The following is a 13,834-nucleotide window of genomic DNA, read 5'->3' as shown; positions in this document are numbered from 1 at the left end:
ACAGATGAAAATGACATAGTGCTCCGTTCATGGCACAAAGCCCTTTGGGAGGAGCAGAACATGAACCTTGCAAGACTGGCGGCCGAAGCCGGCGCACGCGGAGAACCTGTCCGGGCAGGACTGATCGGAGCCGGAAAATTCGGATCCATGTTTCTCAGCCAGGTCCCGACGATCGGCGGCCTGGAGGTTTCGGCGATCGCCGATCTTGATCCTGACCGGGCTCGCACGGCCTGTGCTGCGGTTGGCTGGTCTGAGGAGCAAACAGACGCGACAGCTATCACCGATGACGGAACGCAACTGGCTGCCCGGAACGATGTTGACATTGTGATCGAAGCAACCGGGAATCCCCGTGCGGGCATTACCCATGCCCGTGCCGCCATTGCGGCGGGAAAACACGTTATTATGGTCAACGTTGAAGCCGACGTTCTCGCAGGGGTTGCGCTGGCGCGTGAGGCAAAAGCCGCAGGTGTCGTGTATTCGATGGCCTATGGCGATCAACCTGCATTGATTTCCGAAATGGTAGACTGGGCCCGGGCCACCGGCTTCAGGATTGCCGCAGCGGGCAAAGGCACACGGTATCTGCCGGCCTACCATACCGTCACCCCGGACGACGTCTGGCAGCACTATGGTCTGACGGCCGGGGAAGCTGCGCGCGCCGGTATGAACCCTCAAATGTTTAACTCGTTTCTCGACGGCACCAAAAGTGCAATTGAAATGGTGGCTGTTGCGAATGCCTGCGCCCTGAACGTCCCTGAATCCGGGCTGGCCTTTCCGCCCTGTGGCGTTGACGATCTGGCGCATGTTATGCGCCCGGCTGACGCAGGCGGTCAGCTGAATGGCATGGGCATGGTTGAAACGGTGTCGTCGCTGGAACGGGATGGCAGGCCGGTGTTCCGGGATCTGCGCTGGGGCGTCTATGTGGTCCTGGAAGCACCGAACGATTATGCCGCCGCCTGTTTTGGTCAGTATGGGCTTCCCACAGATGCTTCCGGCAGATTCGCCGCAATGTACAAACCCTTTCACCTGATCGGCCTCGAACTTTCCGTATCAGTTCTCAGCGCGGCCCTGCGCGGCGAAGCAACGGGCAGCACCGTCGACATGAGAGGCACTGTGGCTGCTGTGGCCAAACGGGGCCTCTCTGCCGGCGAGCTTCTGGATGGCGAGGGCGGATACATGGTCTGGGGCAAGGCGCTCCCTTGCGAAGGCGCCCGAAACGCGCTGCCTGTGGGGCTCGCACACGGTATCAGCCTGACACGGGATGTGGCACCGGGCGAAGTTCTTACGTTCGGGCATGTCAATCTGAAGGACGATCCGGTTGCCGGCATGTATCAGTCGCTTGTGGCAGAGGCCGCCGGCTGAAAAGACGCCACCTACTCTCCCGGCCGGCTCTTCGTTTACGCCTGACAACCACGACATCCTGCGGTCAAAAAAAACCGCTTTTTGCTGCCGTCACGCCTGAAACGAAACGGCGGAATCCGTGCGGCCTGCGCGATACGTTTTCAATTGTCGATAAGAATAATCAGAAAACCGGCAAACGGAGATGAAATCGAGGCATGAAAAAGGGGCCGTTAGCACAAATTTAAACTGCCGCCACTACTGCTCGGGCAACCAACAAAAGCTGGAGCGGTAGTTATGAATATACTTGGCAGAATTGGTGTCGGCGGACGGATGTGCCTGCTGGTACTGGTCGCGGTTCTGGGCATCTTTGCCATGCAGAAAGTGTCAATTGACACGTTCTACAGCGCTTCGCTGGATCAGAAAGAAGTTGAGCTGACTCATCTGACAGATCTGGCTCTGTCAATTGTCAAATCATATCACTCGCAGGCCGAAGCCGGCACACTCACTGTAGAGGAAGCTCAGGCCCGTGCTCTCAAGGTCCTCGAAGAGCTGCGCTATGAAGGTGACAATTACTTCTGGGTCAATGACCGCGGACCCGTCATGCTGATGCATGGTGTGAACCCATCGCTCGCGGGACGGGATTTTTCAGAATTCACAGACCCCAATGGCGTATATCTGTTTCGCGAAATGGTCGAAGGAACGCGGGACGGCTCTCCGGCGACTGTGGCCTATCAATGGGCAGCACCCGGAGCCGCCGAGGGAGATGCCCCTGTCGACAAACTCTCTGTGGTACAGCCCTTCGGACCATGGGGCTGGATCATCGGGACAGGCGCGTATCTGACCCGAATCGAAGCCGCCCACGCCGGTATCAATTCTGAACTGAACACAATGCTTGTTGTTCTGGGCCTCGTTATGGCGGGCGCAGCAGCACTGATCGCGTATACAGTGACCCGCCCTGTCAAGCTCCTGACAGCCAGAATGTCCGGGCTGACGGATGGGGACACGGAATCTGAAGTGCCATACGGAAACGATAAAACCGTCTTTGGCGAAATCTCACGCGCACTGGAATCTTTCCGCATCGGCACAATCGAACGCGCTGAGATGCAGGAACAGGAAAAGCGCCGGGCGGATGAAGAACACGAGCGTGAGCGCCGCGTTGAACAGGAAATGCGCGAGAAAGAAAATGCGCGTCTTGAAGCTGAGAAAAAAGCCGCAGAAGAAAAGCAGCGGGCAGAAGAAAGTCTCAGACTCGAACGCGAGGAAGCGCAACGGAAGGAGCTTGAGGAACGCGAAGCACGCACAGCAGAACTCAATCGGGTTGTCGACGCTCTGGGAATGGGTCTTCAGAATCTTGCAGACGGCAAACTGCTGAGCGACATTACCGAAAGCTTCCCCCCGGACTATGAAAAACTGCGTCAGGACTTCAATGCCGCCCTGGGCTCGCTTCGAAAAGCGATCGGCGCTGTTATGGAAAATGCTGAATCCATCAGTCTGGAAACAGGACAGATCGCATCTTCTGCCGATGATCTTTCGCGCCGGACAGAAAAGCAGGCAGCAACACTTGAGGAAACGGCGGCTGCACTCGACGAACTCACCAGCTCAGTAAAGTCTGCGGCTGAAGGCGCTGATGACGCTGCAAAGATGTCCACTGATGCAAGAACCCGTGCTGAAAAAGGCGGCGCTGTTGCGGATAAAGCCGTTGAAGCCATGGACAGTATCAAGAACTCGTCCATTGAGATCGCGAAGATCACCCAGGTCATTGATGATATTGCATTTCAGACTAACCTGCTCGCGCTCAATGCCGGCGTTGAGGCAGCGCGTGCGGGAGAGGCCGGTCGTGGATTTGCGGTCGTCGCAACAGAAGTTCGTGCCCTTGCCCAGCGTTCCTCGGAAGCAGCCCAGGAAATACGCACGCTGATTTCCAACTCAAGCGGACAGGTTGAACAGGGTGTCGAACTGGTCGGAGAAACAGGTTCGTCGCTCAATGCCATCCTGCAGTCGGTGACAGAGATTTCTGAACGCATAACAACCATTGCGGCATCGGCTCGTGAACAATCGGCTGGCATCGGCGAAATCAATTCGGCAGTGAATGATCTTGACCATGTGACACAGCAGAACGCAGCGATGTTTGAAGAAACAAATGCTGCCAGCCACGCGCTGACACAGGAAGCTGGTTCACTCGTACAGGCTGTCGAGAGATTCAGCCTCGGTCAGTCCGCCAAAAGCAAACCGGCGCCACGCACACCGTTGACAAACACGCCCACTGCGGACCACGCGGCACCAAAAGCGCGGGCAGTTGCCACAAGCACCAGTGCCGCACCTGAGCCAACCAGCTTCGCCGCGGATGACGGATGGGAAGACTTCTGAAGCGGCAGGTTCATCATCACTAATGAGAGCTCCTCCGTTCGATCACCGGAGGAGCTTTTCTTTCTTCGGCACGACTGATCAGCCCGCGTCGCCCGGGACAAAGCAGCAAAACCGTTTGTAAACGGCCCGGCCGCGCGGCAACGCTCTGGCAGAGCCCGGTTTTGAAATAAGTTCCTTCTTTCGAAGGTCGCCTGGAACATTGTACCCGCAACTCGATGGGAACAAAAAATAGGCTTAAATTCAGGCGGGGAACTACAGCCGGGTTTCCCTGATTTGCCGCCTGATACTCGGGCCTTGCGCGCTCCGTCAGACACACCGTAAACAAGCATCGCAAAGTGTACTGAAACACTCTACGGTTGTCAGAGTTGATTGCGGACGCTCTGACAAGAATGACATGACTGAACTGACAAAAGACGCAGAAAAAAGGGCGCTGGAGACCTGCGAAGCAGAGCCGATCCGCACACCCAATACGGTGCAGCCACACGGGTTGATGTGCGTTTTTGATGCCGATCTCACACAACTGCGCCACGTGTCTGCCAACGCATGCGAATACCTTGGCGTACCGCCCTCTGATCTCCTGGGAAAACCTGCAACCAGTATCCTCGACGACAATGGCATTCACGCATTGCGCAACGCGCTCATGCTGAGAACCAGCAAAACGCAGAGAGAGTACCTGGGCCCCCAGAATTTTTCGGGAGGTTGCTACCCCTGTGCGGTGCACCGCACCGGCGATCTCGTTGTTCTTGAAGCCTCGCCGGCGCCGGAAGGCACAGCCTCCCCGCACCCCAAAGGCCTCGAAAGTCTGAGATGGCTTATGGCGCGGCAACACGAACATATGCCGTTTTCGGAAGGCATCATAAAAACGGTCCGGGATCTGCGCAACATGATCAACTACGATCGCGTCATGCTTTACCGTTTCCGGCCAGACGGCTCGGGTGAAGTCATTGCCGAAGACAGGACACCGGATATCCAGAGTTTTCTTGGTCTCAGATTCCCGGCTCAGGACATACCCAGGATCGCGCGAAACATCTGCATGGAACAACCCGTGCGACTGATAGCGGATCTTTCCGCACCTGACTCAGAACTTGTTTCAATGCCCGGCGCAACAGAAAGACCTGATCTGACCCTTGCTGAGTTTCGTGGCACTTCGCCCGTCCACGTACAGTATCTGCGCAATATGGGCATTCGTTCATCGCTTGTGCTGCCTGTCATTCACGAGGGCTCCCTTTGGGGAATGTTTTCCTGCCACCACAGGAAGCCCCGGTTTCACGGCATAGAAGAGACGCTCAACCTCGAACTCGCGGGCCAGCTGCTGCAGCTATTCGTCGGCAACATGCTGAGCCAGGACCGCGCCATAAAACTTGCAGAATTCCAGAAGATCACTGCCGGTTTCGGCGAGCGCAAACAATCCGGGCTGGACGATCTGCTGGATGAGGCTGACTGGATGCAGCTTGCTGACCACGTCTGCAAGGAACTCAAAGTAGAAGGATTGTCCATCTGCTCCGGAACCCAGCGTCAGGAATACGGGCTTCAGCCCGCCCCGGGAACAGAAGCTGGCTTCGATGCCGAACTCATCCCCACACAGTCCGGCGGTATAGCCTGCAGCAGCAAACTGACGCCGCCGGGAACCGGGAAACCACAAAAACCGGTGACTGGCATGATGCGGATCCGTCTGCTGCCGGATCATAATCTGTTTCTGCGCCTCTACCGCACTGAAGAAAATGAAACCGTGAGATGGGCGGGTGCGCCTGAAAAAACGACTGAAACTGACGATGCCGGAACCCGGCTTTTGCCGCGCAGTTCGTTCGAAGAATACCGACAACAGTCAGCCGGCCACAGCCGCGCATGGGAGCCGGAGGACGTTGTGATCGCGGAAGCCCTGCAAACCTGTATTGGCAGGTCGGTCGATATCCGCAGAGAGCGTCTGGAGCGGGAAAACAACTTTCAGCTCGTCATTCATGAACTCAATCACCGTGTTCGCAACATTCTGTCGCTCATACAGTCTCTTATCCGTCAGACCTCTCGGGTTCCGTCCTCGTTGCCGCATTACGCGCAGGCACTGGAAAACCGTGTTCTGGCCCTTGCAAGAGCACATGATCTGCTGACGAAGACGGATAGCGGCATTCTGCCTGTGACCGATGTTGTTGAAACAGAATTTGCCCCACATCCGGCGCATCAGTATCAGCTGGATGGTCGCGACGTTTTTCTCGACAAGGACACTGCCACGGTATTCGTACTCGTGATGCACGAAATGGTCACGAACGCGGCGCGTCACGGTGCACTCAGCGTCCCTGAAGGACAGGTCAGCGTCTCGTGGTTCCAGCGGGGAACCAAGCTGCACCTGAACTGGACCGAAATCGGCGGCCCTCGGGTTGATGATGTGGCGACTACCGGGTTCGGTCAGTTCCTGATCCAGCAGGCAGTAAATGACAGGCTGGACGGACAGACCATTATTGAAAATCACCCCGGCGGGGTCACCATGAACCTCGTGTTGCCGGGCGCGATCCCGGAGCGGGACATCCGGAAAGAGACCATCATCCGTACGACGGTTCCGGAAAAACCCGCGACGTCACTCCCCAGAACGTTCGATCACGTCCTGATCGTCGAAGACAATCCGCTGATCGGCGCGGAAATCAGATTTGCGCTTGCGGAAGCCGGCGTCCCGATCGTGTCCTTTGCCCCGCGAATTGCCAAAGCTGTGGAAATTCTGGAAGGCGAACGTATTGATGCCGCAGTCCTCGACGTCAATCTGGGAACGGAAACAAGTCAGCAGGTCGCTGAGCGCCTGCGGGAAAAAGAGATACCCTTTGTTTTTCTGACCGGTTACGCGGAAAACTTTGAATGGCTGACTGATTTCTCCGATGTCCCCGTTCTGACCAAACCGGTGGAATTCGGCCAGCTGGCTGCTGTCCTTCATGAGGCCACGACAGAGCGCCGAAGTACACAGAAAGACAACCGGCGCATTCTGATCGTTGAGGACAACACCGCGCTGCGCCTCGAAATGCTGGACACACTGGAACAACAGGGGCACGAAGTGACCGTGGCTGCGAACGGTGAAGACGCGATAGCTCTGAGTTCAGAGGACCGATTTGACGGGATCATTCTGGACATGCTCCTGTCCCAGGAAAACTCGAAAAAATTCCGGGGCAGCCTGACACTGATTTCACGGGTGAAACGAACAACGTCGGACAAGCGCGACGCTCGCCCGCCTGTCCCCTTGCTGGCGATCTCAGGGGGCACCGAAATCGACGGCGGGTATTCACCGTTGCGCACCGCACGCGACCTCGGAGCGGATGAATGGTTGCGCAAACCTGTGCGCGAAGCAGACCTGCTTGCCTGGGTGAATGACCTGCCGCGGCGCAGGTGACCACATATGCCTGGTGTGTGCGGTTTCGGTCAGTAACCGCGACGCGGGTCAACGATATTGTGCAGCTTCTGTCCGTGTGTCCATCGGTTCAGGTTCTCCAGGAACATCGCAAAGGACGCCATTTCCCATCCGTCGTAAACCGATGAGCAGTGCGGCGATATGATCACGCCAGGCGCATTCCAAAGTGGATCATCTGCAGGCAACGGCTCCGTCTCAAACACGTCCAGTGCTGCGCCGGCAAGGCGTCCGTCCTGCAGGGCAGCAAACAGTGCCCGTTCGTCCACGACTCCACCGCGCGACACATTTGCAAGAAAAGCGCCGCGCCGGATCGCCCGGAACGCGCGCTCTCCCAGCAGCCCCCTGGTTTCTTCTGTGAGCGGGGTGCACACCGCTATGAAGTCTGCGCGGGGCAGCAGCGACAGAAGCCCATCCGGTGCGACAACCTCGTGGCAGTTGTGCATGGGTTGCGGGTGCGCGCGGGTGCCGCAGACAACCATTCCAAAAGCACCGGCACGGGCCGCAAGCGCCTGACCGGTCTGCCCCATGCCTACGATGACAAGCGTTTTGCCCCGCAGCGGTTTCACTGTTCTTTGCCGCCAGACCCTTTGTTCCTGATCCTGCATCAGGCCGGGCAAATCAAGATTATGGTGCAGAAAGGCACCCATGATGTATTCCGCCATCATATCAGCAGCCACTCCGGCCGCGTTGGTGACCGTCACCCGGTCCGGATCCCAATGACCGAAATGGTCTGTTCCGGCACCGCCGTTTGAAACCCAGGCAGGCCCGTTCGGGCCAAAGAGCGCCGCTCTGGGGTATCCGTCGGTTCCTGCAAAACGAACCGTGTAGACAATATCCGGTTTCGCGATTTCGAGCGCTTCGGGCAGTGCTGTGTAGCTGTGACACGTCGTGACCGACACATCCGGGAAAGCCCGCCGGAGGGCATCCTCAAGCGGGTCTGTATCACTGTTGTGCAGAAGAACGCGCAAGGTCATCAGTTCATCCTTTCACCTTGTCGGTGGCGCAGCCCCCCTGCCGCAATCCGTGCGCCAACAGCATGCCAAATCCGGAAATTGCATCGTGATGCCCAATAGCCTTCAGCACGCCGAACATCATCGCCTGGTTTGAAGTTATGACCGGAACACCCGTTTGTTTCTCCAGCGCGGCAATGATCTCGGTGCTCCGCATGTCAGTGCAGGAAAGAACAATCGCCTCTGCGTCCGGTCGGAATGCGCGCAGACCAAGATCAAACACGTCCTGCGGCAACATCGCACCCTGGCCTTCATTGCTGAGGTTTTCCCCAACCTCTGCCTGCCCCGAAATTTCGAAGCCACAGTCTACAAGGTACCGCATGGCCATCGCGTTGATTTCGGGCACATAGGGGGATGCAAAGGCCACCCGCCTCACGCCCAGCGCCCGCAACGCCTCAATAAGCGCACCAGCCGCCGTGACGGTATGAGCGCCACTTATCTCTTTGATAGTGCGCGACAGATTTCTGTCGAAATCCGGACCATGAGTCAGCGTCGCGGACGTGCAACCATAAACTACAACGTCGGGACGTACGCCCATCAACAGTTCCAGCGGCTCATGCGGTATGGCCGCGCCAAGACCCTGCATCTGTTCAACGCCCGGGATCTCATCTTCATCATATCCGCCCATGCGCGCCACATGCACTGTGAGCCCTGGCGGAGCCATCATCGCAAAATCGGGTTCAAGGTTCGTATTGGTAAAGGGCACCAGCAGCCCCACCCTTTTCCCACGCCGCACATCAGTCATGATCTCTGTTTCCTCTGCCAGTCCAGCAACGCGTCAAACCCGCGTTGCATCATGTCATCAGGTGCCAGCGTCCAGCGCAGCAGCTGTGGCAGTCCCGCACCCTGCTGCCGACGCAGAAAAACGCCTGCCGAACGCAGATACCGGTCCGCATCCTCCGCAGCATCCGGGGCCGGAAACCACAGGCCAATGAAATTGGTGCAGCCGGGCGTGACATTGAAACCGGCATCCATCAGCTGGCCGGACCAGGAAACACGTGCGCGCGCGGTCAGGTGGCAGGTTTCCTGAAGGTAAGCCTGATCGCGGACTGCCCCTGCCGCAGCACTTTGCGCCGCGGAGGACAGGTTGTTCGGGTTCAGCACTTTGCGGACCTGTTGGGCAATGTGGGTCGGGAACAGGCCCCATCCCACACGAAAACCGGCAAGCCCGTATGCCTTTGAGAATGTGCGCAACACGGCGCAGTTTCCTGTTTCCACGAAGTCCCAGCAGTCGGCGTTTTCCTGTTCCGAGAATTCGGCGTAGGCGCCATCAATGACGAGCAGCACATCGTCCGGCAGGCCCGCGCGCAACGCCTGCAGGTCTTTGACGGGAATCTCTGTGCCCGTAGGGTTGCCCGGGTTGGCGACAAAGACAACGGAAGTGTCCGGACGGACGCAGCGCAGGAGGGTCCCGACGCAGACACCTTCGCGCTTCTCCGGGGCCACATCGAAGCGGGCTCCGGCCATCCGGGCCGCTGTGGCAAAAAACGGGTATGCGTTCTGTGGCGCCAGTATTGCACGCCCCGGACCGGCATAGGCGCGGGCCAGCGCCGCGATCAGGTCCAGCGATCCATTGCCGCACAGGATATTCTGTGCCGGAATACCGTGCTGGCTGGCGAGCGCCGTCCGCAGCTCAGTCCAGTCAGGGTCGGGATACAGCGCGCCAGCGTGCAGCGCCTTTTTGGCCGCGTCAAGAGCGGCAGGACTGGGCGGTCGCAGGCTCTCATTCTGCGCCATATGCACCGGGTCCCGGACCGCAGCCTCACCTGTTTCGGCCAGCGCATAAGGTGACATGGCCGCGATATGGTCTAAAGGTTGTATCACAGCGACCTCCCATAGTCTTTGCGGGCCTGTTCCGCGCTCACAAACCCGGCACGTCCATCTTCGCGCAACGCATCCTCGCTGCGATCGCCGGGAGATCCGAACCCGCCACCGCCCGGCGTTTCAAAAATGAGTGTTTCGCCAGGATTGATCCGGAATGTACCCTTGCCGGGCAGGTTTTCTGCAGTACCACCGGGCTCCACCCGCCGGATGCGCCCGGGGGCGCCTTCAAGGCCCCCCTTCCGGCCTTTCGCCGCGTTGCGCATCCGTTCGACCGATAGAAAGACCAGAAATGCGTCCTTGCCCGCCGGGCTGAGTTCAATGCGCTGCCCAAGCCCGCCGCGTCTCTTACCCGCGCCACCGGAATCGCACCGCAGTTCCCGACGGTGAAACAGGACAGGTGCTGCTGCTTCTGTGGTTTCAATCTGGCTGCCCCAGACGCCGCTGGGGAACGCCGTTGCGGACAGACCATCAAGCGATGGCCGCGCGCCGGTGCCCCCGTTGAAAACCAGCTCCAGTGCAAAATGACGTTCAGGGTCAGCCGCAGCATCAGCAGTGTGGCGCAACGGCAGGTCGTACATGCAGGACGCGCCTTCGGCAGGGACCGCGTCAGGCATAACCTGCGAAAGGCAGCCATAGACAAGATCCGGGGTCATCTGTCCCAGCGTATGCCGCATGGCCACCGGAGCAGGCGGTCTGGCATTCAGGATGCACCCTTCCGGCGCACTGACCCGGAACGGCCCGAGCGAGCCCGCATTGTTGGGAATGTCGGGGCCTATCAGGCAGCGCAGCGCAAAAACGGTGTAGGCCGTTGCGTAGTTCAGCGGCACGTTGACCCCCTTGTCGATGCAACCATCTGTGCCCGAAAAATCGACGTGGATGCCCTCCCGAGAAACGGTGAGGCGCGCGCAGAGACGGATGTCGGACCGGTATCCATCACATGTCAGTTCACTCTGCCAGGTGCCTTCGGGCAGTTTACGGATAGCCTCCAGCGTGGCTTTTTCCGAAGTCTGCAGGATGTAATCCGACAGGCCCTCCAGATTCTCCAGCCCGAATTCCGTCATCATGCCTGCGAGACGATCCGCACCCGCCTCACAGCAGGCAATCAGCGCGTAGATGTCTCCTTCATTCGCAACCGGCTCTCGCGAGTTCGCCCGTATGATGTCCATCAGCAGCTCATTGATACTGCCTTCACTCACCAGCCTGCAGGGCGGGATCAGCAGCCCTTCGTCAAAGACATCTGATCCTTCCGGACCCATTCCAAGCCCGCCGAGGTCAACGAGATGGGACGTACAGGCCGTGAAGCCCACGATACACCCGCCGTGAAAGACGGGCATCATCAGCAGAAAATCATTCAGATGCCCGGACGCTATCCAGGGATCATTGGTCAGGAAAATGTCCCCGGGCTTCATCTGGGCGGTTCCGAAATGCGCGCGCAGGGTCTGCACAGCCGCTGCCATGGTATTGATATGCCCCGGCGTGCCGGTCACCGCCTGGGCGAGCATCCGGCCCTCCGCGTCGAAAATGCCCGCAGAAATATCCCCGCACTCCCGGACGATCGGGCTGAAGGCGGCACGGATGAGGGCCTGTCCCTGTTCTTCGACAATCGCGAGCAGACGGTTCCACATCACCTGATGGGTTGTCGCGGGGTGCGTCATGGGGACCTCTCTTCCTTTGCCGTCATCCAGATGTTGCCGAAAGTATCCGTGCAGGCACTGAAATCTGCACTCACGAACGTTGTGGTTTGCGCCTCCGTGATCAGCGCGGGGCCGTCAATTCTGCTGCCCGCCGGCAGCGCCACGCGGTCATAGACGCCCGCCTCTGCCCAGGCACGGGACACATTGCACCAGATCCGACGCTGCCCTTTTGGCGTGCACTGACTTTCGGGGGCGTCGTCAGCCCTTTCCGGCGGTGGAGCGTTGCCCGCAGAAACGGTCAGCCCCCAGTTCAGTATCTCTATGGTCATGCCCGGTACCGTCCGCCCGAACTGGCGGCGATACTCGTCATCAAAAGCCTGCCTGATACGGTCCAGATCGCTTGCCTGCAATGGCGACGTACCGAGCTCCACCTCAATTTCATGCCCCTGCCCCTGGTATCGCATGTACGCCACACGGCGCTGGACGATTTCCCCTTCCGGCGCACCCGCACGCACGATGCTGATCGCCTCGGTCAGCATGTCGTCGAACAAGGCGTTGACCGCAGCCAGGTCAATTGTGTCCAGCCGGGCGTACTGCGAGCGGATAATCTCGAATGAAACAGGTGCAAACAGGAAACCGACAGCGGACCCGACACCGGGGTCACGCGGGATCAGAATGCGCCTGACACCTGCCCTGCGGGCAACACGGCTGGCATGAAGCGGACCGTTGCCACCAAACGCAATCATCAGCCGCGAACTGAGGTCCTTGCCCGATTCAACGGCGTGCATACGTCCCGCGCCCGCCATTGCTTCATCGACGATTTCACTGACCGCTGTCGCGGCGCTTTCGGCCGGGCAGCCCAGGGGCTGGCCAACGTGCCTGTCAAGCGCATCGGATGACAGGTCAGGCTCAACCGTCAGCCGCCCTTCGGCAAATGTCACCGGATCAATATAGCCCTGCAGGATATCCGCATCCGTCACAGTCGGGTGCGAACCGCCCCGCCCGAAACCGGCCGGACCCGGGTCGGACCCCGCACTTTCCGGTCCCACCGTGACCCTGCCCAACCCGTCAACCGCTGCAACAGAACCACCGCCCGCTCCGATCTCGATCATTTCAATGACGGGGATGCGCACAGGCATCCCGGATCCGCGGATAAACCGTGCCGCCCGGGCGATCTCGAAGCGTCGCGCCATCTGTGGGCGGCCTCTGTCGATCAGACAGAGCTTTGCCGTTGTGCCGCCCATATCGAACGATAACACGTCCGTCTCCCCTGTTTCTGCGGCAATGCGGGCTGCCAGAATGGCACCCCCTGCAGGGCCGGATTCCACCAGACGGACAGGAAGACGGGAGGCCGTCTCAAGAGTTGTCATCCCACCACCCGCTGTCATCATCAGGATCGGGCACTGCAGGCCAAGAGCCGAAAACTCCGCTTCGAAAGCAGCCAGATACCCAGCCATCAGAGGGCGCACAGACGCATTCGCTACCGTTGTGCACAATCTGTCGAACTCCCGGGCTTCCGGACTGACCTCGTGACTGAGTGACACGGAAATGTCGGGCAGATGCTGTTCCAGAAGTTCAGCGAGGCGCTGTTCATGTTCAGGGTTCGCGTAGGCATGCAGCAAACAGACCGCAACGGCACCGGCGCCTGATGCCCTGATCTTGGCGGCCAGTTCGGGTACTGCTGCCTCGTCCAGCGGTTTCAGTTCTTCGCCCGACGCGGTCATCCTGCCGCCGATGGTAAACGCGCGGTGGCGCGCAACCAGCAGGTCTGGTTTTTCGATGTCGATGGCGTATTGGCTGTATCGGCGCTCGTACGCAATTTCGAGAATGTCTCTGAAACCAGCCGTCGTCACAGTTGCGACAACAGCGCCCCGCTTCTCGATCAGTGCATTAGTGGCAAGCGTGGTTCCATGGATGAATGCGGTGATGCCGGACCAGTCCGCACCTGACTGCTCAAGTGCCGCCAGCGCGCCTTGCACGGCCCCCTCTACCGGGTTTGCAGGCGTTGTGGGCACTTTGCAGGACGCGCACAGACGCATCGCTTCATCCATAAGAACCGTGTCTGTGAACGTCCCGCCAATATCGATTGCCATACGCAATCCGGGTCTGGAATTCATTGTGATGTACCGGAAAAGTCAAAGGAGAACCAAAGGCGCGCTGCGCGCGTCTGTTTCTCCCGTCAGACGACCAGGTCGCAGCCCGTATCGCGTCGGTTGGTTCCGGTGGACCCCGGACAGGAAATTTTCACCTGGATGTGCACAATATGCGCCCCCTCA

Annotated in this window: 8 protein-coding genes; 3 read left to right on the top strand and 5 right to left on the bottom strand. The window is 59.1% G+C overall.

Features of this window, described 5'->3' with window-relative positions; all coding sequences use genetic code 11:
- Positions 1-60 precede the first annotated feature (60 nt).
- From AB4K19_RS03085 to AB4K19_RS03075, 3 genes are all read left to right on the top strand, one after another.
- Positions 61-1,359 (top strand): NAD(P)H-dependent oxidoreductase, encoded by a 1,299-nt coding sequence (locus AB4K19_RS03085; RefSeq protein WP_436399006.1) that lies wholly within the window; start codon positions 61-63, stop codon positions 1,357-1,359.
- A gap of 273 nt (positions 1,360-1,632) precedes the next feature.
- Complete coding sequence (locus tag AB4K19_RS03080; RefSeq protein ID WP_436399004.1) at positions 1,633-3,705, top strand: methyl-accepting chemotaxis protein; 2,073 nt, start codon at positions 1,633-1,635, stop codon at positions 3,703-3,705.
- A gap of 394 nt (positions 3,706-4,099) precedes the next feature.
- Positions 4,100-7,072, top strand: a complete 2,973-nt coding sequence (locus tag AB4K19_RS03075) for a response regulator (RefSeq protein WP_375230480.1) — start codon at positions 4,100-4,102, stop codon at positions 7,070-7,072.
- 29 nt (positions 7,073-7,101) lie between these two features.
- On the opposite strand, the gene AB4K19_RS03070 is transcribed toward AB4K19_RS03075, so the two are convergent.
- Genes AB4K19_RS03070 through AB4K19_RS03050 form a run of 5 tightly spaced genes read right to left on the bottom strand, consistent with a single transcriptional unit; the run spans position 7,102 to position 13,651 of the window.
- The gene (locus AB4K19_RS03070; protein WP_375230479.1) at positions 7,102-8,064 is read right to left on the bottom strand and encodes a D-2-hydroxyacid dehydrogenase; all 963 of its coding nucleotides are present in this window, start codon (positions 8,062-8,064) and stop codon (positions 7,102-7,104) included.
- A gap of 4 nt (positions 8,065-8,068) precedes the next feature.
- Positions 8,069-8,845, bottom strand: coding sequence for a maleate cis-trans isomerase family protein (locus tag AB4K19_RS03065; RefSeq protein ID WP_436399001.1), 777 nt, complete (start codon positions 8,843-8,845; stop codon positions 8,069-8,071).
- Positions 8,842-9,924, bottom strand: a complete 1,083-nt coding sequence (locus AB4K19_RS03060) for a pyridoxal phosphate-dependent aminotransferase (RefSeq protein ID WP_375230477.1) — start codon at positions 9,922-9,924, stop codon at positions 8,842-8,844. Before AB4K19_RS03060 ends, AB4K19_RS03065 begins: the two co-directional genes overlap by 4 nt.
- Positions 9,921-11,579, bottom strand: a complete 1,659-nt coding sequence (locus AB4K19_RS03055) for a hydantoinase B/oxoprolinase family protein (RefSeq protein ID WP_436398999.1) — start codon at positions 11,577-11,579, stop codon at positions 9,921-9,923. The genes AB4K19_RS03060 and AB4K19_RS03055 overlap by 4 nt, the downstream gene beginning before the upstream one ends.
- Complete coding sequence (locus tag AB4K19_RS03050) at positions 11,576-13,651, bottom strand: hydantoinase/oxoprolinase family protein (RefSeq protein WP_375230475.1); 2,076 nt, start codon at positions 13,649-13,651, stop codon at positions 11,576-11,578. The genes AB4K19_RS03055 and AB4K19_RS03050 overlap by 4 nt, the downstream gene beginning before the upstream one ends.
- Positions 13,652-13,834 lie beyond the last annotated feature (183 nt).

Source organism: Roseobacter phycocola, from assembly GCF_042055075.2.
In the GTDB taxonomy this organism is placed as follows: domain Bacteria; phylum Pseudomonadota; class Alphaproteobacteria; order Rhodobacterales; family Rhodobacteraceae; genus Roseobacter.
This window is presented reverse-complemented; position numbering and strand designations above follow the sequence as displayed.

Excerpts from the sequence above, each read along its gene's own strand:
- AB4K19_RS03085 (WP_436399006.1), top strand. The coding sequence starts at position 61 with ATGAACCTTGCAAGACTGGCGGCCGAAGCCGGCGCACGCGGAGAACCT.
- AB4K19_RS03080 (WP_436399004.1), top strand. The coding sequence starts at position 1,633 with ATGAATATACTTGGCAGAATTGGTGTCGGCGGACGGATGTGCCTGCTG.
- AB4K19_RS03075 (WP_375230480.1), top strand. The coding sequence starts at position 4,100 with ATGACTGAACTGACAAAAGACGCAGAAAAAAGGGCGCTGGAGACCTGC.
- AB4K19_RS03070 (WP_375230479.1), bottom strand. The coding sequence starts at position 8,064 with ATGACCTTGCGCGTTCTTCTGCACAACAGTGATACAGACCCGCTTGAG.
- AB4K19_RS03065 (WP_436399001.1), bottom strand. The coding sequence starts at position 8,845 with ATGACTGATGTGCGGCGTGGGAAAAGGGTGGGGCTGCTGGTGCCCTTT.
- AB4K19_RS03055 (WP_436398999.1), bottom strand. The coding sequence starts at position 11,579 with ATGACGCACCCCGCGACAACCCATCAGGTGATGTGGAACCGTCTGCTC.
- AB4K19_RS03050 (WP_375230475.1), bottom strand. The coding sequence starts at position 13,651 with ATGGCAATCGATATTGGCGGGACGTTCACAGACACGGTTCTTATGGAT.